Origin of the sequence: Enemella evansiae (genome assembly GCF_004362375.1) — a bacterium.
In the GTDB taxonomy this organism is placed as follows: Bacteria; Actinomycetota; Actinomycetes; order Propionibacteriales; family Propionibacteriaceae; genus Enemella; species Enemella evansiae.
Map to the genome: position 1 here is coordinate 373,904 of NZ_SNXA01000009.1, position 23,803 is coordinate 397,706.

The window sequence follows — 23,803 nt, forward strand, 5'->3', positions numbered from 1 at the left end:
ACACGCGAGAGAGAAACGACATGCACATCGGCATCGACGTCGGCGGCACCAACACCGACGCCGTACTCATGGACGGCAGCACCAGCCTGGCGGGCGTCAAGCACTCGACCACCCCCGATGTCACCAGCGGCATCGTGCAGGCGATCGAGGATCTGCGCGCCCAGCACGCCTTCGACGGCGCGGACATCGAGGCGGTGATGATCGGCACCACCCACTTCATCAACGCACTCGTGCAGGCCAAGCGGCTCGCACCGACCGCCGCCCTGCGTCTCGGGCTGCCGGCGACCAGGGCGCTGCCGCCGCTCGTCGACTGGCCCGAGGTGCTCGTCGAGGCGCTCGAGGCACGCTGGTATCTGGCGCATGGCGGTTACGAGTTCGACGGCCGGCCCATCTCCCCGCTCGACCCCGAGGAACTGCGCGCCCACGCCCGCGACATGGGTGAACACGGCATCCGGTCGGTGGCGATCTCGAGCGTCTTCAGCCCGGTCAACCATGATCTGGAGCTGCAGGCCGCGGCCATCGTGAAGGAGGAGCTCGGGCCCGAGGTGGCGATCTCGCTGAGTCACGAGATCGGCCGGATCGGCCTGCTGGAGCGCGAGAACGCGACCATCATCAACGCCGCCCTGCGCGAGCTCGCCGGGGAGATCGTCGACGGTCTGACCGCCGCCGTGCGCGCCCATGGGATCGATGCCCCGATCTTCCTGAGCCAGAACGACGGCACGTTGATGGATGAGGATTTCGTACGCCGCTATCCGGTCGCGACGTTCGCCTCCGGTCCGACGAACTCGATGCGCGGGGCGGCCGTCACCAGCGGCCTGGAGACCTGCGCCGTCGTCGACGTCGGCGGGACGACGGCCGACATCGGCCTGCTCATCGGCGGTTTTCCCCGCGAGACCGCCAACGAGGTCAAGGTGGCGGGCATCCGCACGAACTTCCGGATGCCCGATGTGCTCTCGCTCGGCATCGGCGGCGGTTCGATCGTCGACACCGAGACCGGTGAGGTCGGCCCCGAATCGGTCGGCTACCGGCTCACCTCCGAGGCACTGGTGTTCGGCGGCTCGACGCTCACCGCGACCGACATCGCCGTCGCGGCCGGGCGCGCGCAGGTCGGCGACCCGGCCAAGGTGGCCCACCTGGATCCCGAGCTCATCCAGCGCGTACTCACCCGCATCGCCGAACGCATCGCCGAGGCCGTCGACCGGATGCGTACCTCACCCGACCCCATCCCGGTCGTGGCGGTCGGCGGCGGTTCGATCCTGCTGCCCGACTCGCTGCCGATCTTCGGCGCGGTGGCCCGACCCGAGAACTATGCGGTGGCGAATGCGATCGGTGCGTCGATCGCCCAGGTGGGTGGCGAGATCGACAAGGTGGTGAGCATCGATCCCGCCGGTCGCGACGAGACGATCGCCGCACTCAAACAGGAGGCGGTCGAGAAGGCGGTCGCCGCGGGAGCCCGCCCCGATTCGGTGGCGATCATCGACTTCGACGAGGTCCCGATCCCTTACCTGCCTGGAAACGCGACGCGGGTACGCGCGAAGGCCGTCGGCGATCTGGAGATGGGTGCCCGATGACCTGGACCATCGATCCCCAGGCCATTCCGGCGCTCGCGCGCGGCGCCGCCGTGCTCGGCACCGGCGGCGGTGGTGACCCCTACATCGGCGCGCTGCTGGCGACCCGGGCACTCACCGAGCACGGTGCGGTCACCGTCGTTTCGGTCGACGAGGTGCCCGACGACGCACTCGTGCTGATGGTCGCGATGATGGGGGCGCCGACCGTGATGGTGGAGAAGCTGCCGAACCTCGAATCGGTGATGGATCCGGTGCGCGCGCTCGGCACCTATCTCGGCCGGCCGATCAGTCACATCGCCTGCGCGGAGGTCGGCGGCGTCAACTCGATGATCCCGATCGCGGCCGCCGCCACCCTCGGCCTCCCGCTGCTCGACGCCGACGGCATGGGTCGGGCCTTCCCGGAGCTGCAGATGGTGCTGCCGACGCTCTCGGGCATCACCGCGTCCCCGTTCGCATTCGCCGATGAGAAAGGAAATGTCGGCGTCCTGCAGACGATCGACAACACCTGGACCGAACGCATCGCCCGCGTCGCAGCGGTCGAGATGGGGTGCTCGTTGATGATCGCCGGCTTCGCGATGGCGGGGGCGCAGGCGCGCGAGTCGCTTGTCCGCGACAGCCTCACCCTGTGTGCGGGCGTCGGGGACAGCATCCAGGCCGCGCGGGACGCCAAGCGGGATCCGGTGCGCAGCGCGGCCGACCTGCTCGGCGGCCGCGAACTCTGCCAGGGCAAGGTCATCGACCTGCAGCGCGCGACGACCTCCGGCTTCGCCCGCGGCACCGCACGCATCGACGGGACCGCCGGAACGCTCACCCTGCAGTTCCAGAACGAGCATCTGATCGCCGAACTCGACGGCCGCGTACTCGCCACCACACCCGATCTCATCATGGTGCTCGAACACGAGTCCGGGGAGCCGATCACCACCGAGGGGTTGCGCTACGGGCAACGGGTACGCGTCATCGCCGCACCGGCCGACCCACGCTGGCACTCGGCCGCGGCGCTCGCCATGGTCGGCCCCGGCTACTTCGGTTACGACACCCCCGCCGTCCGCTTCGACGGCTCGATCTCGGAGGGCACCGCATGAGCTGGGAACTGACCGTTGCCGACCTGCCGGACCTGGCGCGCGGAGCGACGCTGCTGGGCACCGGAGGCGGCGGTGACCCCTACATCGGGTCGAAGCTCGTCGAACGGGTGCTCGGCGGGGGCGCCATCACCGTCCTCGATCCCGACGACCTCGACGACGACGCATTCGTCATCCCGACCGCCCAGATGGGTGCGCCGACCGTCATGGTGGAGAAGATCCCGGCGGGCACCGAACCCACCCTCGCCCTGCGTACCCTCGAGGCGCACCTCGACCGCACCGCGGATGCGACGATGCCGATCGAATGCGGCGGTATCAACTCGATGATCCCGTTCGTGGTCGCCGCCGAGACCGGGCTGCCGGTCGTCGACGCCGACGGCATGGGCCGGGCCTTCCCCGAACTGTCGATGGAGACCTTCGCCGTCTATGGCGTGCACGGTTCCCCGCTCGCGCTCGCGGGTGAGCGCGGCGAGCAGGTCATCATCGACACCGGCGATGACGACCGGCAGATGGAATGGCTCGCCCGCGCGGTGACGATCCGCCTCGGCGGCGTCGGGCACATCGCCGAATATGCGATGTCGGGTGCCGACGTGAAACGCACGGCCGTGCCGCGGACGATCTCGATGGCGCTCGCCCTCGGCCGCTCGATCCGGCTCGCCCGCGAGGCGAAGCGGTCACCGTTCGAGGCGATCGCCGAGACCCTCGCGCCCACGCTGTATTCCCACGTGCGGGAACTGTTCGTGGGCAAGGTCGTCGATGTCGAGCGGCGCACCACCGAGGGCTTCGCCCGCGGCCGCGCGCGCATCGCACCGCTCGACGGTGGCACCTCGTTGGAGATCGCGTTCCAGAACGAGAATCTCACCGCCCACCGCGGCGCGGAGCTGCTCGCGATCGTGCCGGACCTGATCTGCGTCGTCGACCACGAATCGGCCGAGCCGATCACCACCGAGGGCCTGCGCTATGGCCAACGAGTACGCGTGCTCGGCATCTCGACACCGGAGTTGATGCGCACCCCGGAGGCGCTCGCGATGTTCGGACCGGCGGCCTTCGGCCTCACCGAGACCTTCCGACCGGTCGAGGGCTGAGCGCGTCTCGCGGCACCGCCGCGGCAGCCCGCCTAGGCTGGCCCGGTGCGGCGCATCGACCTGGCGGATCTGGAGACGCTCGCCCTCGGCTGCGCGCTGCTCGGTTCGGCCGGTGGCGGCACGACGACCCATCTCGAGCTGATGGCGGGCCAGGCGGACTGGCCGGTGACGCTGCTGGAGGTCGACGATCTCGACCCGGCGACTCGGTGCCTCGCGCCGGCCTTCGCGGGTTCGACGATGATCCTGGGTGAGCGGCTGCCGGGTGCGGCACCGTTCGCGCGGGTGGTCGCCGCGGTCGAGCAATGGGTGGGTGCGCCGGTGCCGGCGGTGTGCGCGCTGGAGGTCGGCGGCCTCAACGGGCTCACCCCCGTCGTCGCCGCACAGGGTCGGGCGATCGTCGATGCCGACTGCATGGGTCGCGCGATGCCGGGTTTCGACCAGGTGACGCTGCTCGTGGATCGCCTGCCCGGTCTGGTGATCGCCACGGGGATCGGTGACGGGGTGGCGATCGTGGCGAGCGAGCGCCCCGAGGATGCCGAACGGATCACCCGCGCCGCGCTCGAACAGGCGGGTGGGACGGGCGTCGTCGTGCTCGGCGGCTTCACCGTCGGCGCGCTGCGCGACCACGCGGTGACCGGCAGCATCAGCACCGCCCTCGAACTGGGACGGGTGTTCCGCGATGCCCTCACCGAGCCGCTCGAAACGCTCGCCGGACGCCTCGGCGGCCGGCTGCTCGCGGCCGGCCGGATCCTCGCCTCCCAACCGGATACCGCCGGTGGCCGGGTGCAGTCCTTCGAGATCGAGGGCACCAGCGGCGCGGTGCACCGACTCATCACCCGCTCCGAGGCGATCGCGTTCGTGACCGACGGCGAGCTCCGGAGCGCGGCACCCGACATCATCGTCGTGCTCGACGCGCGGTCCCGCGCGATCCTCGAGGTGCCGAGCCTCGCGGTCGGCCAGCATGTCGCGGTGCTGGAACTCCCGGGACCGCCGTGGTGGCGGACGAGCACCGAACGGCTGCGTCACGTCGTGCCCTCCACCTATGGGCTGGCCGAACTGGACCCCGCCGGATGACCGCGCTCGACCTGGCCGCGCTCCGGGCGCACCTCGCCAACGGCGGCGTACGCCATGTCGCCGGTCCGAGGGACACCGAGTTCGCCGCCGCGCGTCTGGCACACACCGATGCCGACCTCGACACGCAGTCCGGGGACGACCTGGCGATCATCGCGACCGCGGCCCCGGTCGAGCCGTGGGGCGTCGATGCGTTGCTGCGCCGGGTCCGCGAGCGCGGGTACGCCGGGTTGGCGATGCCGGGTGCGGCCGGTGTCAGCCCGGGCGCGACGCGGCTCGCGGACCGCCTGGACCTGACCCTGCTCGAGGTCGAACGACCCTACGAACTGGCGGAGGCCTGCTGGCAGCTCACCCTGGCACGGGACGCGCTCACCCTGGAGATCGTCCGCCGGCTGGCGGTCGCATTCCGTTACCAGGCACGGGATCTGCCCGATCTGCTGACCCAGCTGGCCGCCAGCGTCGGACAGGGCATCGCACTCGTCGACGCCGACGGCGTGCTCGTCGAGGCGGGCGGGCAGCTCGGCGAATCCCACCGCGCGATCGGCTGGGATTCCTGGATCGATCTCGCCCACGACGGTGACACCGCGATCGCGAGCGTACGCGTCGACAGCCTGTCCCGGCCCGGGCTGCGGCTCGCGATCTTCGGCGACGGGATCAGCAGACCCCAGCTGCTGGCGCTCTCGGTGGCCGCCGAGGTGGCGATGCCGGCCGTCGCCGCGCGGATCCTGGTCGATGAGGTCGCGGCGGTGAGTGACGCATCGGTCTCCTCCGATCTGCTGCGCGACTTCCTCGACCTGCGCGGGGTGCCCGATCCGGAGGTGGAACGGCGGATGCTCGAGCGCGGCTGGCGCACCGACGGGCACCACCTGGGGTTCCGCCTGCTCGGCCGCAGCCGGGTGGACACCCGCGAGCTGCTGCGGCTCGTCTCGACCGAGCTCGCCCGCCTGGGTGTCGAATCGCATGCGACCACCCTCGGCCGCGGGGTGACCGGCTGGCTGCGGTTCCCGACCTCCCCGGATGCCGCGACCCTCGAACGTCGCATCGGTGCGTTGCGGGGTGTGCTCGAGTCCGCGCGGCGCGCGTTCAATGTCGCGATGGGGGTCGGTTCGCTGCAACCCGGCGGTCAGGGCCTGGGACTCACCCTCGGCGAGGCGACCGACGCGGCCCGGATCGCGGTGGACCGCTCCTCGACGGGTTGGTTCGTGCGGGTCGACGGTCTCGGTCTCGAGCAGCTGCTGCTCGCCCGGACCGACGACGACACCTTCATGCCGGCGGCCGAATCGCTGCTCGAACCGCTCCGCGGGGACGGCGATGTGCTGCTCAGCACCCTCGCCGCCTATCTGGATCAGGAATCCAGCATCGCCGCGACGGCCGAGGCGCTCGGTGTGCACCGCAACACCGTGACCAGCCGGGTGCAGCGCATCCAGGGCACCCTCGGGGTCGACCTGCACGATCCGGGGGTACGCCTCGCGCTCCATCTCGCGTGTCGGGCCGTGTTGCGCTGATCTGGTTCGACACGCCAGTTCGCCCCCGGCTTACCGAGTGGTCGAACCCCAGAATGCACCCCGCGTGGTCGAGCACCGACGAGCGGATGCGGGTTTGCGGGCCGCGCCGACAATTGCGGGGCCGATTCTGGGGTTTGACCATTCGGTAACCCGCGGGGTGGCTTCGACTCGCTCGTACCTCGCTCGCTCAGCCGACGTTCCGGGATGGCTTCGACTCGCTCGTACCTCGCTCGCTCAGCCGACGGGGGTTCATCTCGACACGCGCCCGCGGCGCCGCTTCGCTCTGCCGCGGGCGCTACTCGGTGAACGTCAGGCCTGGGGTTTGAGGAGTGGGAAGAGGATCGTCTCGCGGATGCCGACGCCGGTGAAGAGCATCACCAGCCGGTCCACACCAAGACCCATGCCACCCATCGGCGGGGCGCCGAATTCCAGTGCAGCAAGGAAATCCTCGTCCAGCTGCATCGCCTCGGGGTCACCTGCGGCGGCGGCCAGCGACTGGGCGGTGAGCACCTCGCGCTGCACCACCGGATCGATCAGCTCGGAGAAGCCGGTACCGCGCTCCATTCCGCCGATGATCAGATCCCAGGCCTCCACCAGCCGCGGCTCGTCGGTCTTCGGCCGGGCCAGCGGCTGCGCGATCGCCGGATAGTCGTGCACGAACGTCGGCTGCTGCAGGTCCGGTTCGACCAGCTCGCCGAACAGTTCCATCACCAGCTTGCCCTCCGACCAGGCCTCGTCGACCTCGACCTCGTGGGCGGCCGCGATCTCCCGCAGCCGCTGTGCCGGGGTGTCCAGGGTGATCTCCTCACCGAGCTTCTCGCTCAACCCGGCATGCACCCCGAGCCAGCGCCACTCCCCGCCCAGGTCGATCTCCCGCTCCCCGACCCGGACCACCCGCGAACCGAGCGCGTCGGCGACGTCCAGGATGATCCGCTTCGTCAGTTCGGCGATCGTGTACTGGTCCCCCCAGGACTGGTACGCCTCCAGCATGGTGAACTCCGGCGCATGCGAGGAATCCACACCCTCGTTACGAAAGATGCGGCCCATCTCATAGACCCGGTCCGCCCCGCCGACCATCGCCCGCTTCAGATACAGCTCCAGCGCGATCCGCAGCGTCATGTCGATGTCGAAGGCATTGAGGTGGGTGCCGAAGGGCCGCGCGGCGGCACCACCGTGCACCAGCTGCAGCACCGGCGTCTCGATCTCCAGATAACCGTCCGCATCGAGCGTACGCCGGATCGAGCGGGTGATCAGCGCCCGCGTACGCACCATCTCCCGCGCCTCGTCCCGGGCGACCAGGTCGGCGTACCGCTCCCGGACCCGGGCCTCCTCGCTCATCTCCTTGTGCAGCGTGGGCAGCGGTCGCAGCGCCTTGGCGGCGAGCTGCCAGCTGGTCGCCATCACCGAGAGCTCACCGCGGCGGGAGCTGATCACCCGACCGGTCACCGCGACGAAGTCACCGAGGTCGACATCGGCCTTCCAGTCGGCCAGTCGCTGCTCGCCGACCTCGGCCAGCGACAGCATCACCTGCAACCGCTCACCGTTGTCGGTGGCGGTGAACCCGTCCTGCAGGCTGGCGAAGCAGAGCTTGCCGGTGTTGCGGATGAACACCACCCGGCCGGAGACGGTGACCACGTCCTGGGTCTCCTCGCCGGCGGTCAGCCCACCCCACTGCTCGCGGACCGCGCGCAGGGTGTGGGTACGCCCGATGCTGACCGGATAGACCTGCTGACCCGAGGACAGCAGCCGTTCCCGCTTGTCACGGCGGATCCTGAGCTGTTCGGGGAGGTCGTCGGCGGGGGTCTTGCTGGCGGCTTCGTCACTCACCCGGACAGCGTAGCGATCCTCTAGTCGCTGACCCGGAGCGCAGACTAGGGTGGCGCGCATGAGCTACGGTCAGAATCCCTACGGTCAGAATCCTTACGGCCAGCCCCAGCAGCCCTACGGTCAGCGGCCGTACGGGGGCCAGCAGCCGAATCCCTATGGACAGCCGGGTCAGGGCGGTCAGCCGCAGAATCCCTATGGCCAGCCGCAGAACCCCTATGGTCAGCCCGGTCAGGGCGGCCAGCCGGGTCAGGGCGGTCAGCAGGGTCAGGGCCAGAACCCCTACGGCCAGCCCGGTCAGGGCCAGCAGAACCCGTACGGTCAGCCCGGTGGGCAGCCCGGCCAGGGCCAGAACCCCTACGGCCAGCCCGGCCAGGGCGGCCAGCAGAATCCCTATGGCCAGCCCGGTCAGGGGCAGAGCCCCTATGGCCAGCGGACGGGGCAGCCGACGACCGGTCAGCCCGGCCAGGCGCAGTCCGGCCAGTCGGCGACCGAGCAGTCCGGCACGGGCACCGGGGACAGCTGGCGCTCCCCGGGTACCAGCGGTGACGAGTCGACCGGGTCGGTCGGGGTGACGATCGTCGAGCACGCGGTCCGCGTACACACCCTGCTCGATGATCCCGAACAGTTCGTCGGCCGTTCCCTCGGTGAGGTGATCGGGGTGGCGGTCCGGCCGCGGGGTGCCGATGTGGCCGCGCTGACCAAGGCGCGCCAGCAGGCCGTCTCCCGGATGGCGGAGATGGCCGAGGCCGCCGATGCGGACGCGGTGATCGGGCTGCGCTTCGATTCCAACTCCGAGGAGATCGTCGCCTACGGCACCGCGGTCACCCTGGAGGAGGACGACGCGCTGCTGATCGAGGAGGAGGCCTTCGTCGCCACCGGCACGCTGGCCGAGGACGACGCGGACGAGGATTCCTATGACAGCGGCGAGAGCGGCGGTTACGGATCGGGTTCCCGGTACGCCTCCGCGGGCGAGTCCGGTGAGAGTGCGCTGTCCGGCACCGGCAGCGCCGGGACCGGTACCGCCGGGGCGGGCGCTGCGGCCGACGACGACGCCGATGACGACATGACCCGGCTCAGCACCTCCTCCCCCTACTCCGGCACCACCGGCCAGGGTGCGGGTCAGGGCGCGGCCGGCCAGGGCACCGGTGAGCAGCACAGCCCCTACGGCGGCAGCGGCAGCAGCAGCTATGGCCAGCAGGGCTCGGGCCAGTCCGGCCAGGGTTGGTCCCCGGCCGGCCAGGGGCAGCAGCAGGGTCAGGGCCAGCAGTCCGGTCAGCAGGGCAACCCCTACGGCGGCGGCTCCTACGGCCAGAGCCAGCAGGGTCAGGGCCAGTCCGGCCAGCAGGGCCAGTCCGGTCAGGGTCAGCAGGGATCCGGTCAGCAGGGCCAGGGCCAGGGCTGGCCGTTCTCCGGCAACAACTGATCCACCGCGCACCGCGCACCACATCGCGATCCAGCGAATCCTGGGTGCATCCCGCCAGCCCTCCAGGGCAAGGGGGATGCACTCGAGGTTCGCTGGATCGCTGTGTGTGGGTCAGCCGCGGCTGCGCGCCTCGTCCAGATAGGCGTACGCCGTCACCCGCGAGATCCCGAGCCGCGCGGCGATCGCCTCGATGGACTTGCGCATCTGCGTCGCCCCCTGACGCTCCAGGGTCTGCAGCACCCCGATCCTGTCGTCGCGGGTCAACTGGCCGACCGGCTTGCCGGTGTCGTGGATGGCGCGGGTGATCATCGCATCCATCACCGAGACCAGATCTCCGCCGAAGTATTCATCGGGCGCCGCCGGCGGCGTATCGACCCGGGGCAGCAGCGCATCGAGGAGCCCGCGCGCCTGCTGGATCCCGCTGAGGTCCACATTGATGCAGAGTGCCGCGATGATCCGCCCCGCCGGATTGCGGAAATAGATCGACGAGCAGCGCAGCTCCCGGCCGTCGCTGGTGAAGCCGCGGTAGCCGAACGCGTCATGGTCCGCATCCGGATCCTTCTGCACCTCCAGGCCGATGCTGGTCGACGGCCCACCGACCTCGCGGCCGGTGACATGCCCGTTCTCGATCGCCATGATCGTGTGCCCCAGGTCGAGCTCGGGCCCGCCCTCGAGGTTGTGCAGCACCGCCTCGCAGCTCGGCCCGCCGGCGGTGGCGATCGCCTTGAGCACGGGCGCGAACGTGGTCAGCACCGCGTCCGCATCGGCGAAGACGCGTGCCTCCGGGCTGATGGGGGGCTCCGCGCGGGCAACGGCAGCGACATTCGGGCCTGGCATGCCCCGATCCTAGAACCAGACAAACAGTTCAGTCCATAGACGTTCTGTTCAGCGAGTGCTACCGTTTCGTCCGCGACGAACCAAAGGGGGCTCGAATGACCACGGCCGACACAGTGGAGCCGCTGACGAAGAAGCAGCGGAAGATGATCGCGGGCGGTGCCATCGGCACGCTGATGGAGTACTACGACTACTACCTCTACGGCCTCGCCTCGGCGGCGGTCTTCCCGACCGTCTACTTCGCCAGCGACAGCCTGGCGGTGGCGCAGCTGGCCTCGTTCGCGACCTTCGCGGTGGGCTTCTTCCTGCGCCCGGTCGGTGGCATCGTCTGGGGAATCGTCGGCGACCGGGTGGGCCGCAAGGCGGTGCTGATGATCACCGTCGTCGGGATGGGCCTGGCCACCGCCGGGATCGGCCTGATCCCACCGGCGGCGTCCATCGGGATCACCGCACCGATCCTGCTGCTGATCTGCCGGATGTTCCAGGGCTTCTTCGTCGGTGGCGAGATGGGTGGCGCCGCGACCATGGTCATCGAACACGCACCGCCACGCCGGCACGGCTTCTATGGCGCCTTCCTGATCAGCGGCGCGGGGATCGCCAACGTCGGCTCCGCCGGCCTGATGGCCGCCCTCGGCGCCGGGAGCACCAACTGGTTCATGACCTGGGGTTGGCGGATCCCCTTCCTGCTCGGCCTGGTGCTGGCGATCATCGCGATCATCCTGCGTGCCCACCTGGAGGAGTCCGACGACTTCAAGCAGGTGCAGGCCGCCCAGCAGCGGACCGGCAAGCGTCTCAACCCGTTGGTCGAGGTGTTCCGGCACCCGAAGAACGCCATCCTCGGTGTCCTGATCGGCCTGCCCCAGTCGATCGCCGGCTACATCGTGCTTACCTACGCGATCTCCTACCTGGTCAGCAAGGGCGTACCCGCCCAGTACGGCATCCTCGGCACGCTGATCGTCGGCGCCCTGCAGATCTTCGTCGCCCCCGCCTGGGGCCTGGTCTCCGACCGCGTCGGGCGGCGCAAGGTCTACATCTTCGGCTGCATCGCCTTCGCCGTGCTGGTCTATCCGGCCTTCATGCTCTATTCGACCGGGAACATGTGGCTGGTCTTCGCCGGCATGATCATCGGATTCGTGATCCCCGGGGTGGCGATGCAGGCCACCCTGCAGACGATGCTGGTGGAGATGTTCGACCCGGAGGCCCGGACCACCGGGGTGAACCTCGGCTACCAGCTCTCCAACACCATCGGCGGTGGCCTGGCACCGTTCATCGCCGTCGCCCTGGTCTCCGCGGCCGGGGGTCAGTTCTGGCCGGTCGTGGTCTATTCGGCGGTGATCTGCGCGATCGGTGCGATCGCCACCGCGGCCGCGAACTTCAGCCAGAACGGCCAGCGACTGCATGCCCTGCGCGGTACCGAGACCGCAGGTGATGGAGTGGGGACAGGACTGACCGCACAAGGAGGACCCCGACAGTGACCAGCACCAACGCAGCCCCCCGGATCGAGGCCGAGCTCCGATTCGGCCCGCAGGACAAGGGCATCCCGGAAGGGGCGATCGGCCTCACCACCCAGGAATTCCTGGCGACCTCGCCCGAGCTGAAGGATTTCTGGACACCACTGGTGGTCCTCGACGACGCCGCGATGACCCACAACATCGACACCATGGCGCGCTGGGTGGCCGAGCGTGGCCTGGAGCTGATGCCGCACGGCAAGACGACGATGGCGCCGACCCTGTGGCAGCGGCAGCTGGACACCGGCAGCACCGGGATCACGCTGGCCACGATGGGCCAGGTCCGGACCGGCCGCAGCTTCGGCCTGACCTCGATCATGCTCGCCAACAGCGCGGTCGACGAACGCTCGCTGCGCTGGCTGGCGGCCGAACTCGCCGACCCGGAGTTCCGCTTCGTCTGCTGGGTCGACGGCCTGCAGAACGTCGAGGCGATGGAGCGGGTGTTGAGCGGTATCGACCTGCCGCGGCCGGTCGACGTCTGCGTCGAGCTGGGCGTACCCGGCCGGCGCGCGGGTGCCCGCACCCTGGCCGACGGGGTCGCGATCGCCGAACGGATCGCGGCGTCCACCGTGCTCCGGTTGGCCGGGGTGTCCGGCTACGAGGGCGTGGTCGGTTCGCACCGCGACCCGCAGACCCTGGCCGCGGCGCGGGATTTCCTGGAGCGGCAGATCGAACTGCATCAGGCCATCTCGCATCTCTACGACGAGGGCGAGGTGATCGTCACCGCGGGCGGCAGTGGCCTGTTCGACGTGGTGGCGGAGGTGTACGCCGCAGCGGGCGCCGGGCAGAGCGCGACCCGGTTCGTGCTGCGCTCCGGGGCGTACATCGTCCACGACGACGGCATCTACGAGGGGATGTCCCCCTTCGGCGCCGCGGCCGATGCCGGGGGGCCGCGATTCCAGGTCGCCATGCACGGTATCGGCCGGGTCACCTCGGCGACCGAACCGGGCCTGGTGCTGCTCGACGGCGGCAAGCGTGATTTCCCTTATGACGCAGGGCTTCCGGTCCCCCGCGGCCAGGCGGCAGACCTCGGTGAACCGTGGCGGCCGGTCGGCGGCAGCATCACCGAGGTCAACGACCAGCACGCCTATCTGAGCACCGGCGTGCCGGTCGGCTCGGTGGTGGCGCTCGGGCTCTCCCACCCCTGCACCACCTTCGACAAGTGGCGGGTGCTGCCGGTGGTCGACTCCTGGGAGTCCGGCCGGGTCGTCGACCTGGTCCGGACCTGGTTCTGATGGTGGCGACCGGTGCCGGCCGGATCGTGCTGCGCGGCGGTTCGATCCCGGCCGGCGGGGACACCCAGCCGGCCGCGGTCGCCGTCGAGGGCGAGCGGATCACCGCCGTCGGCGCCGTCGAGGCCCTCCCCGACGACCGGGTGATCGACGCCGCGGGGCGGTTGCTGCTGCCCGGATTCGTCGATGCCCATTCCCATGCCGACGGGATGCTCGGCGATCCGCAGGTGCAGCAGGCGCTGCTGCGCCAGGGGATCACCACGATCATCGCCGGCCAGGACGGGGTGTCCTATGCACCCGGCCCGGGCAGCTATGCCGAGGAATACTTCGCGGCGATCAACGGACCCGATCCGGCCTACCGGGGTGGCGGGGTGGCCGGTTACCTCGATTCGATCGACGGTGCCGGCCCGATCAACGCGGCCTATCTGATCCCGGCCGGCACGATCCGTCACGAGGTCTGCGGCCGGGGCGCCGGGCCGGCGGCTCCGGAGCAGACCGCCGCCATGGTGGCGCTGGCGTCCCAGGGAATGGCCGAGGGGGCCGTCGGGTTGTCCACCGGACTGGACTATGTGCCCGGGATCTTCCAGCAGGCTTCGGAGATCGCGGCGCTCTGCGCACCGGTGGCGACCGCCGGCGGGGTCTATGTGACCCACATGCGCGGCGGATACGAGGCGAACACCGCCGCCGGGATCGGCGAGATCGCCGAGATCGCGAACCTGACCGCGGCGGCCACCGGAGCCGAGCTGCCGGTGCACGTCTCCCACTTCCACGCCGATGCATCGATCGTGCTCGCCCAGCTCGATGCGTTGGCAGCTGCCGGGATCGATACCAGTTTCGATGCCTATCCCTATGTCCGCGGCTGCAGCCTGTTGGCGATGCCGTTGCTGCCGCCGGAGTTGTCGGTGCTGCCGCTGGCGGAGGTGTTGGACGGCCTGACCGATCCGGTACGCCGACCCGAGCTCCGCGCGGCCTGCCTGGCCAGGGTGACCACCAGCGCCAGCCTCGGCCCGGACTGGGCCCGGATGATCACCGTGGCACACGTCGCCCCCACGGTCGCCGGGGGGCCGGATTTCTCATGGGCACACGGTTTGACGCTGCAGGAGGCAGCGACCCGGGCCGGTGCGGCACCGATCGATTTCGCCCTCGACCTGCTCGCCGCGGCCCGGTTGCAGGCGAACGCGGTGATGGCGGTACCGCACGAGCGGGGTGCCGCCGAGCTCGCCCAGATCTTCGGCCGGCCGGAGATGATGGGCGGCTCGGACGGCATCTTCATCGGCGCCCATCCGCACCCGCGGGCCCGCGGCAGTTTCGCGCGCTATCTGCGCGAATATGTGCGGGAGTGCAAGGCCTGGACCTGGGCCGATGCCGTGGCCCACCTGGCCACCGGGCCGGCGCAGCGGTTCCGGCTCGGTGAGCGGGGTGTGATCCGCCCGGGTGCGGTCGCCGACCTGATCCTGGTCGACCCCGGGACCGTCGCCGACACCGCGACCTATGACCGGCCGCTGGGCCTGGCCGTCGGTATCGATGACGTGCTGGTCGCCGGCGTACCGGTGCTGGCCGACGGTGAACTCACCGGCGCACGTCCCGGCCGCGGACTGCGGCGCAGCCCATGACTCGCCGCGGACTGCGGCGCAGCCCATGACGCGCCGCGGACTGCGGCGTACTCCCCCAGATTCCCCAGATTCCCCACAAGGAAAGGAAACCCCATGACCAAGGTTGGCATCCACACCGCCGACGCACCGCAGCCGGCCGGGCCCTACAGCCAGGGCGTGATCGCGAACGGATTCGTCTACACCGCCGGTTTCGGCCCGCAGGACCCGGCCACCGGGCAGGTGCCCGACAGCGTCGCCGACCAGACCCGGCAGGTGCTGCGCAATGTCGCCACCGTGCTCGCCCAGCACGAGCTCACCCTCGATGACTGCGTGAAGACGACCGTGCATCTGGCCGATCTGGCCGACTTCGCCGAGTTCAACGACGCCTATCGGGAGTTCTTCACCGAGCCCTTCCCGGTGCGCACCACGGTCGGCTCGCAGCTGAACAACATCCTCGTCGAGATCGACGTGGTGGCAGCGATTCCGCAGGACTGACCCGGCACCCGGCCGGATCCCTCGACACGCAGGATCGATTCGGCGCTACGCCCGCACCTCGGCGCGATCACCCGACCACAGGGTGTGGAACATGCCCTCGTCGTCGGTGCGGGCGTAGGTGTGCGCGCCGAAGAAGTCGCGCTGCAACTGGGTCAGCGCGGCCGGCAGCCGCGGCGAGCGGAGCGCGTCGTAGTAGGCCAGCGAGGTCGAGAACGCCGGCACCGGGACGCCGGAGGCGACCGCCGCCGAGACCACGGTGCGCCAGCCCGCCTGGGCCCGGCCCAGGGCGTCGGCGAACACCGGGGCCTCGAGCAGGGTGATCAGGTCGGGGTTCTCGGCGTACGCGGCGGTGATCGTGTCCAGGAAGCGGGCCCGGATGATGCAGCCGGCCCGCCAGATCCGGGCGATCTCACCGGGCTGGATCTCCCAGCCGTAGTGGAGGGCACCGGCGGCGATCAGGTCGAAACCCTGGGCGTAGGCGATGATCTTGGCGGCATAGAGGGCGTCGCGGATCTGGTCGATGAACGCCTGCGGATCCTCGATGTCGATCGGTTGATCCGGCCCGGGCAGCGCTCGGCCGATCCGGCGGCGGTCCGGGTCCGAGGACAGCGAGCGGGCGAAGACGGCCTCGGCGATCCCGGAGACCGGTACGCCCAGACCGAGCGCGATCTGCACCGTCCAGCTGCCGGTGCCCTTGGCGCCGGCGGCGTCCAACACCTTGTCCAGCAGGGGTTCGCCGCCGCCGCGCGGGTCGGCCTGGCGCAGCACATCGGCGGTGATCTCGATCAGATAGGAGTTCAGCTCGCCGGCGTTCCACTCGTTGAAGATGTCGGCGATCTCGCTGGTGGTCTTGCCGAGCACCCGGCGGAGCAGGTCGTAGGCCTCGCCGATCAGCTGCATGTCGGCGTACTCGATGCCGTTGTGCACCATCTTGACGAAGTGGCCGGCGCCGTCGGTGCCGACGTGGGTGACACAGGGGCTGCCGTCCTCGGCGCGGGCCGCGATGCTCTCCAGGATCGGGCCGAGGGTGGTGTACGCCTCGGCGCTGCCGCCGGGCATCAGCGAGGGCCCGTTCAAGGCCCCCTCCTCGCCGCCGGAGATGCCGCAGCCGACGAAGTTGATGCCCTGCTCGCGCAGCGCGCGTTCCCGGCGGATGGTGTCGCGGAAGTCGGCATTGCCGCCGTCGACGATGATGTCACCGGGTTCGAAGACCCCGGCCAGCTCGTCGATCACCGCATCGGTCGGGGCACCGGCCTTGACCATGATGATCGCGGTCCGCGGCCTGGCGAGCGCGTCGGCGAAGTCGGCGACGGTCTCGGTGGGGATGAAGCCCGCGTCGGGATGCGCCTTGGCGAGCTCCTCGGTCTTGGCCGTGGTGCGGTTGTGGATCGCCACCGTGTTGCCCTCGCGGGAGGCGAGATTGCGGGCCAGGTTCGACCCCATCACCGCCATGCCGGTGACCCCGATGTTGGCGCGGCCGGTGTTGCTGCCGGCCTTCGTCGCCGTGCCGTCGCTGGGGTTGCTGGAATCAGTCATCGCCGTCCCTTTCCGGGCGTTCGTTGCGCGTGCTCGGTCGAATCTACGCGCCCGGTCCGGGTGCGGCTCAAGACCCGTCTCGGAAGACGTTGCGGATCCGGATCCGCCCCTGCTCACCTGCTATGGCCGCGAACCGGACGACGCCCAGATCCGGCACGATCGCGTCGGCCTCCAACTCCTCGGCCGGGGTGGTGGTGACCACCGCCAGCCGGGCGCAGCCGGCGGCCGCGGCGGCGGCCAGGCCTTTCGGTGCGTCCTCGACGACCAGGCAGTCGGCGGGATCCTGGCCGAGCCGTTCGGCGGCGACCAGGAACGGGTCGGGTGCGGGTTTGCCGCGGGTCACGTCATCGACGGTGACCAGCACCTCGGGCACCTCGATGCCGGCCGCGGCGAGCCGGGCCAGCGCCAGCGACCGGTTCGCGGAGGTGGCGATGGCGGCGCGGTCGGGGGGCAGGGCCGCGAGTGCGTCCGCCGCCCCGGGCAGCGCGATGACATCGGCCACGTCGGCGATCTCGAGCTCGTCGATCCGAGCGATCGCCGCGTCCGCGCGGTCGGCCGGGAGCAGCGAGCGGATCACGTCCCCCGACGGTACGCCGTGGAAGCCCTGCAGCTGTTCGGCGGTGATGTCGTGCTCGATCGCCCAGGTGGTCCAGGTGCGCACGATGGCTGGGGTGGAATCGACCAGGGTGCCGTCCATGTCGAAGATGACCGCGGCGAAGTCCCGGTCGAAGAGGTCGGGGCTGGGATCGTTGCTCTGCACAACCCCGATTCTGGACGCCCGGCCAAGCGTCGTCACCGCGGGGTCGGTGGCCGCGCGACCCCGACAACATTGAGGGCTGTGACGAATCTGGCGGCTGTGACTGTTGATGCTACGTTTATCCACGGCCTGTTGGGGTACCGGAGGGAACAATGAGCGACGATCCCAAGCGGACGAGCGGCGATGCGGAGGAGACCGTGACACCGGTCGGCCGACGCAGCTGGGGACCCGACGAGGACTCCACCGACGACGATCGCCCGGAGCGCCCCGCGCATCGGGCGGCCCGCGCGGCCGATGACGAGTCCGAGCAGGCAGCTACCGACCAGACCAAGGACTCCGTGACCCAGACCAGTGCCGACCAGCAGGGCACCGACGAGCCCGGAGCCGGGCAGGATCCGAAGCCCTCGACCGATCCGGACCGGCCCGCGGCAAAGGACGTGACCGACACGTCCGGTGACAAACCCACCGACGAGCCCACCGAACGGGCCGCCGACAAGCCTGCCGATCGGGGCACCGAGCGGGCCGCCGACAAGCCGGCCGATCGGGCCACCGACAAGCCGGCCGAGAAGCCTGGCGCCGAGAAGCCTGGCGCGAAGGCCGCCGACGAGCGCCCGACGGCACCCCGGCCGAGCGGGCAGCAGTCCGCCCCGGCCCCGAAACCGACCCGCCCGCAGTCCGCACCGGCGCCGCGCCCCCAGTCCCAGGCCCCGCAGGGGCGTACACCGGACCAGCCGCGCACCGAGACCGAACGGCCGAGGTCGCAGCCGGGCCAGCCCGGGCAGTCGGGTGAGCGCTATTCGGCCGGTGAACTGATCGCCCAGCTCACCCCGGCCAGCCCGCCGAAGGCGCGGACCGGCTGGCGGGCCCGCTTCGGGCTCGCACCGACCCAGCGCGAGCTGGACGAGAACCGCGACACCGAGGTCGCCAAGACCGTCTTCACCCGGCCGGTGACGATCATGGTCGCCAACCCCAAGGGCGGCGCCGGCAAGACCCCGACCGCGCTGCTGCTCGCCGCGGCCTTCGGCCTCGCCCGCGGTGGCGGTGTGGTCGCCTGGGACAACAACGAACTGCGCGGCACGATGCCCGACCGGTCCGCGTCCCCGCACCGCCGCAACGTCCGCGACCTGCTCGAATCGATGGAGCGGCTGCAGCGCAGCGACGCCCAGTTCACCGATCTGGCGCACTTCCTGAACCACCAGGCCAGCGGCACCTTCTACACCCTCGGCTCGGCGCAGACCTCCGAGCGGGTGATCAGCGACCAGGACTTCCGCGAGGTGCACGACGTCTTCGCCCGGTTCTTCCAGGTCATCGTCACCGACACCGGCAACAACGAGGCAGCACCGAACTGGGTCGCCGCGGCCGAGGTCGCCGACTGCCTGGTGGTGCCGACGAAGTGGCGCTCGGACAGCCTGATCCCGGCCGCCCGGATGCTGGAGACCCTGCAGGACGCGCATCCCGAGCTGCTGAAGCGGACCGTCATCGCGGCCACCAACGGGCCCGCCGACACCCAGACCAAGGTGAAGGCCAACGGCGCCTCCTGGTTCGGCTCCTCGCACCCGATCGTGGAGATCCCCACCGATCCGCACCTCGCCGAGGGCGGGGTCATCGACTACGCCCAGCTGAAGCCGGCCACCCGGCGGGCGGCCCTGCAGCTCGCCGCCGAGGTCGCGCGACGGCTCTCGGCCAGCGACCGCGACTGACCCGCCTGCCCCGCTCCTCGGCGGGGACCTCGCTCCACCTCATCTCGACCAGTACGCCGGTGTTCCGCTTCGCTGCGGCCCGGCGTACCGATCGATGAGCGTGAACATATTGTGAAGTGAGTACTCACTCACTACTGTGGGCGGGGTGAGTCCGAGAGCCCCCGCCCTGCCCGCGGCCGAGCGTCGCCGGGTCCTGGTCGAAGCGACCCTGCCGCTGCTGCGCGAGCGCGGCGCCCGGGTCAGCACCGCCGAGATCGCCCGCGCCGCCGGTGTCGCCGAGGGCACCATCTTCCGCGTCTTCGCCAACAAGGACGAGCTGCTGGCCGCCTCGATCGAATACGCGATGGACCCCGAACCGATGCTGGCCGAGCTCGCCGCGATCGACACCGCCCGCCCCCTGGCCGAACGGCTGGAAGCGGTCGTCGCGATCTGGCAGCGGCGGGTCCGCGACATCAGCGTGCTGATGATGGCGATGTACGCCTCGGGCGACGGCTCCCCGGTCCAACCGCGGCACCGCAGCCACGCCGAACACAAGGCCCACAACGACCAGTTGGTCGCCGCCATCGCCGCCGTCATCGGTGACGACGCCGACCAGCTCACCCTGGACGCCACGGCGGCGGCCTCGCTGCTGCGCTCCCTCGCCTTCGCCACCTCCCACCCGATGATCTCCGACGAGGCGATCACCGACCCGCACACGATCGTGCAGATCATGCTGCACGGCATCCTCACCCAGGAGCGCTCGTGCTGATCCGACTGTCCCGCCGCTTTCTCAAGCCCTACAAGGGATTGCTCTGCGCGGTGGTGGTGCTGCAACTGGTCGGCACCATCGCCTCGCTGTTCCTGCCCACCCTGAACGCCTCGATCATCGACGACGGCGTGGTCACCGGCGACATCGGCCACATCTGGCGGATGGGCCTGATCATGCTGGGGGTCAGCCTGATCCAGGTCGTCTGCGCGATCACCGCGACCCGCTTCGGTGCGATGACCGCGATGAGCTTCGGCCGCGATGTCCGTGCCGCCCTGTTCGGCCGCGTACTCTCCTTCTCCACCAGGGAGATGAACCAGTTCGGCGCACCGACACTGATCACCCGCAACACCAACGACGTGCAGCAGGTGCAGATGCTGATCGTGATGACCGCGACGGTCGTCGTCGCGGCGCCGATCACGATGGTCGGCGGGGTGGTGATGGCACTGCGCGAGGATCCCGGGCTGACCCTGCTGATGGCGGTCGCGGTGCCGGTGCTGGCCGCGGTGATGGTGCTGCTGGTCAGCCGGATGTCGCCGCTGTTCCGCAGCATGCAGACCAAGATCGACACCCTGAACCGGGTGCTGCGCGAGCAGATCACCGGCATCCGCGTGGTCCGCGCTTTCACCCGCGAATCCCAGGAGACAAGGCGATTCGAGGAGGCGAACGCCGATCTGACCCGGACCGCGACCAGTGTCGGCCGGCTGATGGCACTGATGTTCCCGGTGGTCACCTTCGTGCTGAACGCCTCCTCGGTCGCGGTGATCTGGTTCGGCGCCCAGCGGATCGCCACCGGTGACCTGCAGGTCGGCCAGCTGACCGCCTTCCTCACCTATCTGGTGCAGATCCTGATGTCGGTGATGATGGCCTCGTTCATGCTGTTCATGGCCCCGCGCGCCTCGGTATCGGCCGAGCGGATCAACGAGGTGCTGGACACCGCGAGCTCGGTCGTGCCCCCGGTCAACGGTGTACGCCCCACCGAGACCCGGGGTGTCGTCGAGTTCGACGACGTCAGCTTTTCCTATCCTGGCGCGGATCGCTCGGTGCTGCACCACATCCGCCTGCTCGCCGAGCCGGGGCAGACCACCGCCATCATCGGCTCCACCGGCGCCGGCAAGTCCACGCTGGTCAACCTGGTACCACGGCTGTTCGACGCCACCGAGGGCGAGGTCCGGGTCGACGGGGTGGACGTCCGCGACCTCGACCCGGAGGAACTGTGGCGCCGGATCGGCCTGGTCCCGCAGAAACCCTTCCTGTTCTCGGGAACCGTCGCCAGCAACCTGCGCTACGGCAACCCCGACGCCACCGATGAGGAGCTCTGGGAGGCACTGCGGATCGCCCAGGCCGAGGACTTCGTGTCCGCCATGGACGGCGGTCTGGCCGCCGAGATCAGCCAAGGCGGCGGCAACGTGTCCGGCGGCCAGCGACAGCGGCTCTCGATCGCCCGCGCGCTGGTCAAGAAGCCGGAGATCTATCTCTTCGACGACTGCTTCTCCGCGCTCGATGTGGCCACCGACGCCCGGCTTCGGGCCGCGCTGCGGCCGTTCACCCGCAACGCCTCGGTGCTGCTGGTCGCCCAGCGGGTCTCCACCATCGCCGATGCCGACCAGATCATCGTGCTGGAGGACGGTTCGATCGTCGGCCGCGGCCGACACGAGGAGCTGCTGCAGACCTGCCCGACCTATGCCGAGATCGTCGATTCCCAGCTGAGCGCCGAGGAGGCCGCATGAGCAGCACCGGGCAGAGCGCCAAGGCGCCCGAGCGCCCGAAACACCGGCCGACCGGACCGCAACTGGGCGGGCCGGGTGCTCCCCGGGCGGCGGAGAAGGCGATCAACTTCGGCCCCTCGCTGCGCCGGCTGATGGGCCGGCTGCGACCCGAGCGCGCGCTGGTGCTCGGCGTGCTGCTGCTGGCCGCGATCGGGGTCGGGATGAACGTCGTCGGCCCGCGGATCCTGGGCATGGCGACCGATGTCATCTTCACCGGCATCCTCGGCACCATGATGGCGACGATGGCACCCGGGTCGACCAAGGCGCAGATCGTCGCCGGCCTGCGGTCCCGCGGTGACGACACCACCGCCGATCTGCTGCAGAACTCGGCCGCCGTGCCCGGGGTGGGCATCGACTTCAACCGGCTCGGCTGGATCGTCATCTTCGCCCTGGCGCTCTATGTCATCTCCGCGTTCCTGCTGTGGCTGCAGGCCTACCTGCTGAACGGGGTGGTGCAGCGCACCGTGCAGCGGATGCGCAGCGACGTGGCCGGCAAACTGAACCGGCTGCCGCTGCGCTACTTCGACAACCAGCCCCGCGGCGAACTGCTGTCCCGGGTCACCAACGACATCGACAACGTCTCCCAGTCGATGCAGCAGACCCTGTCCCAGTTGGTGAACTCGCTGCTCACCCTGGTCGGCGTACTGCTGATGATGCTGCTCGTCTCACCGCTGTTGACGCTGGTCGCGCTGATCACCATCCCGGTCTCGATGATGCTGACCGTGGCGATCGGCAAGCGCTCGCAGAAGCTGTTCGCGCAGACCTGGAAGTCGACCGGTGAACTGAATGCGCACATCGAGGAGGCCTACACCGGGCACGCACTGGTGAAGGTGTTCGGCCGGCAGCAGGAGGTCGAGCAGGTCTTCGCGGAGCGGAACAATCAGCTCTACAAGGCATCCTTCGGATCACAGTTCGTCTCCGGCATCATCATGCCGACGATGATGTTCATCGGAAACCTCAACTACGTGGTGATCGCGGTGATCGGCGGGCTGCGGGTGGCCAGTGGCGGGATGACACTGGGCGAGGTGCAGGCGTTCATCCAGTACTCCCGTCAGTTCACCCAGCCGCTCACCCAGGTCGCCTCGATGGCGAACCTGCTGCAGTCCGGGGTGGCCTCGGCGGAGCGGGTGTTCGAGGTGCTCGACGAGGCCGAGGAGGTGCCCGAGGGCGGCTCCGAGCTCGCCCCGGTCCGGGGTCACGTCCGGTTCGAGGAGGTCGACTTCTCCTATCGCGCGGATCGGCCGCTGATCGCCGAGCTGTCACTGGATGTGCCGCCGGGTTCGACGGTGGCGATCGTCGGGCCGACCGGTGCCGGCAAGACCACCCTGGTCAACCTGGTGATGCGGTTCTACGAACTGGACGGTGGCCGGATCCTGCTGGACGGGGTGGACATCGCCACCCTGCCGCGACAGGCGCTGCGCTCCCAGATCGGGATGGTGCTGCAGGACACCTGGCTGTTCGGCGGCACGATCCGGGACAACATCGCCTACGGCCGCCCGGATGCGACCGACGAGGAGATCCTGGCCGCGGCGAAGGCGACCTACGTCGACCGGTTCGTGCACTCGTTGCCGGAGGGTTATGACACGGTGATCGACGAGGAGGGGTCGGGGGTGTCGGCCGGTGAGAAGCAGTTGATCACCATCGCCCGCGCCTTCCTGGCCGACCCGGCGCTGCTGATCCTGGACGAGGCGACCAGCTCGGTCGACACCCGCACCGAGGCCCTGGTGCAGCAGGCGATGGCCGCGCTGCGCAGCAACCGGACCAGCTTCGTGATCGCGCACCGGCTCTCCACCATCCGCGACGCGGACACCATCCTGGTGATGGAGAACGGTTCGATCGTCGAGCAGGGTACGCATGCCGAGCTGCTGGCCGCCGAGGGCGCGTACGCCCGGCTCTACCAGGCCCAGTTCGAGGCCCCGATCGAGGACGAGGAGCTCGCCAGCTGAGGCGTACGCCCGGTGGGCCGTCCTTTCGTGAAACCCCCTTACCTGGTGTGAAACCCCTGCTGCAGTGGGGGTTTCACGCCCGGACAGGGGGTTTCACGAGTTGTCATCGATCGGCCGAATCGGTGGACAAC

Annotated in this window: 18 protein-coding genes; 14 read left to right on the top strand and 4 right to left on the bottom strand. The window is 70.1% G+C overall.

Annotation, left to right across the window (positions count from 1 at the left end; translation table 11 throughout):
* Positions 1 to 20: 20 nt before the first annotated feature.
* The 5 genes from C8D81_RS09850 to C8D81_RS09870 are packed head-to-tail and all read left to right on the top strand — an operon-like array spanning position 21 to position 6,308.
* The gene (locus C8D81_RS09850; RefSeq protein ID WP_094403016.1) at positions 21 to 1,571 is read left to right on the top strand and encodes a hydantoinase/oxoprolinase N-terminal domain-containing protein; all 1,551 of its coding nucleotides are present in this window, start codon (positions 21 to 23) and stop codon (positions 1,569 to 1,571) included.
* Positions 1,568 to 2,650, top strand: coding sequence for a DUF917 domain-containing protein (locus tag C8D81_RS09855; RefSeq protein WP_094403013.1), 1,083 nt, complete (start codon positions 1,568 to 1,570; stop codon positions 2,648 to 2,650). The genes C8D81_RS09850 and C8D81_RS09855 overlap by 4 nt, the downstream gene beginning before the upstream one ends.
* The gene (locus C8D81_RS09860; RefSeq protein ID WP_094403011.1) at positions 2,647 to 3,732 is read left to right on the top strand and encodes a DUF917 domain-containing protein; all 1,086 of its coding nucleotides are present in this window, start codon (positions 2,647 to 2,649) and stop codon (positions 3,730 to 3,732) included. Before C8D81_RS09855 ends, C8D81_RS09860 begins: the two co-directional genes overlap by 4 nt.
* Positions 3,733 to 3,777: 45 nt before the next feature.
* On the top strand, positions 3,778 to 4,806 hold the full coding sequence (locus tag C8D81_RS09865) for a DUF917 domain-containing protein (protein WP_208109208.1): 1,029 nt from the start codon (positions 3,778 to 3,780) through the stop codon (positions 4,804 to 4,806).
* Positions 4,803 to 6,308, top strand: a complete 1,506-nt coding sequence (locus tag C8D81_RS09870; protein WP_133625996.1) for a helix-turn-helix domain-containing protein — start codon at positions 4,803 to 4,805, stop codon at positions 6,306 to 6,308. Before C8D81_RS09865 ends, C8D81_RS09870 begins: the two co-directional genes overlap by 4 nt.
* Positions 6,309 to 6,617: 309 nt before the next feature.
* Here C8D81_RS09870 and lysS read toward each other — a convergent pair whose 3' ends face one another.
* Positions 6,618 to 8,195, bottom strand: a complete 1,578-nt coding sequence (gene lysS, locus C8D81_RS09875; protein WP_094355231.1) for a lysine--tRNA ligase — start codon at positions 8,193 to 8,195, stop codon at positions 6,618 to 6,620.
* On the opposite strand from lysS, the gene C8D81_RS09880 reads away from it, so the two are divergent.
* Positions 8,194 to 9,558, top strand: a complete 1,365-nt coding sequence (locus C8D81_RS09880) for a heavy metal-binding domain-containing protein (protein WP_094405901.1) — start codon at positions 8,194 to 8,196, stop codon at positions 9,556 to 9,558. The two genes, lysS and C8D81_RS09880, sit on opposite strands and share 2 nt — an antisense overlap.
* A 111-nt stretch (positions 9,559 to 9,669) precedes the next feature.
* Here the strand turns inward: C8D81_RS09880 and C8D81_RS09885 are convergent, their stop codons facing one another.
* Positions 9,670 to 10,395, bottom strand: coding sequence for a helix-turn-helix transcriptional regulator (locus C8D81_RS09885; RefSeq protein WP_094355233.1), 726 nt, complete (start codon positions 10,393 to 10,395; stop codon positions 9,670 to 9,672).
* A gap of 95 nt (positions 10,396 to 10,490) precedes the next feature.
* Between C8D81_RS09885 and C8D81_RS09890 the strand changes: the two genes are divergently transcribed.
* From C8D81_RS09890 to C8D81_RS09905, 4 genes are all read left to right on the top strand, one after another.
* Positions 10,491 to 11,867 (top strand): MFS transporter, encoded by a 1,377-nt coding sequence (locus C8D81_RS09890; protein ID WP_094355234.1) that lies wholly within the window; start codon positions 10,491 to 10,493, stop codon positions 11,865 to 11,867.
* A complete protein-coding gene (locus tag C8D81_RS09895) occupies positions 11,864 to 13,135 on the top strand; it encodes a type III PLP-dependent enzyme domain-containing protein (protein ID WP_166646753.1) in 1,272 nt (423 codons plus the stop codon). The genes C8D81_RS09890 and C8D81_RS09895 overlap by 4 nt, the downstream gene beginning before the upstream one ends.
* A gap of 2 nt (positions 13,136 to 13,137) precedes the next feature.
* Positions 13,138 to 14,745 carry an N-acyl-D-amino-acid deacylase family protein gene (locus tag C8D81_RS09900; protein ID WP_208109209.1) on the top strand — a complete coding sequence of 536 codons (1,608 nt, stop codon included), beginning with the start codon at positions 13,138 to 13,140 and terminating at the stop codon, positions 14,743 to 14,745.
* Positions 14,746 to 14,838: 93 nt separating this feature from the next.
* A complete protein-coding gene (locus C8D81_RS09905; RefSeq protein ID WP_094355236.1) occupies positions 14,839 to 15,219 on the top strand; it encodes a RidA family protein in 381 nt (126 codons plus the stop codon).
* A 45-nt stretch (positions 15,220 to 15,264) separates the two neighbouring features.
* On the opposite strand, the gene gndA is transcribed toward C8D81_RS09905, so the two are convergent.
* The gene (gene gndA, locus C8D81_RS09910; RefSeq protein ID WP_094355237.1) at positions 15,265 to 16,755 is read right to left on the bottom strand and encodes an NADP-dependent phosphogluconate dehydrogenase; all 1,491 of its coding nucleotides are present in this window, start codon (positions 16,753 to 16,755) and stop codon (positions 15,265 to 15,267) included.
* 67 nt (positions 16,756 to 16,822) lie between these two features.
* Positions 16,823 to 17,515, bottom strand: coding sequence for an HAD-IA family hydrolase (locus C8D81_RS09915; protein WP_229117939.1), 693 nt, complete (start codon positions 17,513 to 17,515; stop codon positions 16,823 to 16,825).
* Between the two features lie 149 nt (positions 17,516 to 17,664).
* On the opposite strand from C8D81_RS09915, the gene C8D81_RS09920 reads away from it, so the two are divergent.
* The 4 genes from C8D81_RS09920 to C8D81_RS09935 all read left to right on the top strand — a co-directional run bounded on the left by C8D81_RS09920 (position 17,665) and on the right by C8D81_RS09935 (position 23,672).
* Positions 17,665 to 19,212 (top strand): hypothetical protein, encoded by a 1,548-nt coding sequence (locus C8D81_RS09920; RefSeq protein WP_133625997.1) that lies wholly within the window; start codon positions 17,665 to 17,667, stop codon positions 19,210 to 19,212.
* Positions 19,213 to 19,357: 145 nt separating this feature from the next.
* Entirely contained in the window at positions 19,358 to 19,960 is a 603-nt protein-coding gene (locus C8D81_RS09925; protein ID WP_166646754.1) for a TetR/AcrR family transcriptional regulator, read from the top strand.
* Positions 19,954 to 21,687, top strand: coding sequence for an ABC transporter ATP-binding protein (locus C8D81_RS09930; protein WP_133625999.1), 1,734 nt, complete (start codon positions 19,954 to 19,956; stop codon positions 21,685 to 21,687). Before C8D81_RS09925 ends, C8D81_RS09930 begins: the two co-directional genes overlap by 7 nt.
* Complete coding sequence (locus C8D81_RS09935) at positions 21,684 to 23,672, top strand: ABC transporter ATP-binding protein (protein WP_133626000.1); 1,989 nt, start codon at positions 21,684 to 21,686, stop codon at positions 23,670 to 23,672. Before C8D81_RS09930 ends, C8D81_RS09935 begins: the two co-directional genes overlap by 4 nt.
* Positions 23,673 to 23,803: the final 131 nt, after the last annotated feature.

Coding starts and splice junctions, on each gene's coding strand:
- C8D81_RS09850 (WP_094403016.1), top strand. CDS start 21: ATGCACATCGGCATCGACGTCGGCGGCACCAACACCGACGCCGTACTC.
- C8D81_RS09855 (WP_094403013.1), top strand. CDS start 1,568: ATGACCTGGACCATCGATCCCCAGGCCATTCCGGCGCTCGCGCGCGGC.
- C8D81_RS09860 (WP_094403011.1), top strand. CDS start 2,647: ATGAGCTGGGAACTGACCGTTGCCGACCTGCCGGACCTGGCGCGCGGA.
- C8D81_RS09870 (WP_133625996.1), top strand. CDS start 4,803: ATGACCGCGCTCGACCTGGCCGCGCTCCGGGCGCACCTCGCCAACGGC.
- C8D81_RS09880 (WP_094405901.1), top strand. CDS start 8,194: ATGAGCTACGGTCAGAATCCCTACGGTCAGAATCCTTACGGCCAGCCC.
- lysS (WP_094355231.1), bottom strand. CDS start 8,195: ATGCGCGCCACCCTAGTCTGCGCTCCGGGTCAGCGACTAGAGGATCGC.
- C8D81_RS09885 (WP_094355233.1), bottom strand. CDS start 10,395: ATGCCAGGCCCGAATGTCGCTGCCGTTGCCCGCGCGGAGCCCCCCATC.
- C8D81_RS09890 (WP_094355234.1), top strand. CDS start 10,491: ATGACCACGGCCGACACAGTGGAGCCGCTGACGAAGAAGCAGCGGAAG.
- C8D81_RS09905 (WP_094355236.1), top strand. CDS start 14,839: ATGACCAAGGTTGGCATCCACACCGCCGACGCACCGCAGCCGGCCGGG.
- gndA (WP_094355237.1), bottom strand. CDS start 16,755: ATGACTGATTCCAGCAACCCCAGCGACGGCACGGCGACGAAGGCCGGC.
- C8D81_RS09920 (WP_133625997.1), top strand. CDS start 17,665: ATGAGCGACGATCCCAAGCGGACGAGCGGCGATGCGGAGGAGACCGTG.
- C8D81_RS09935 (WP_133626000.1), top strand. CDS start 21,684: ATGAGCAGCACCGGGCAGAGCGCCAAGGCGCCCGAGCGCCCGAAACAC.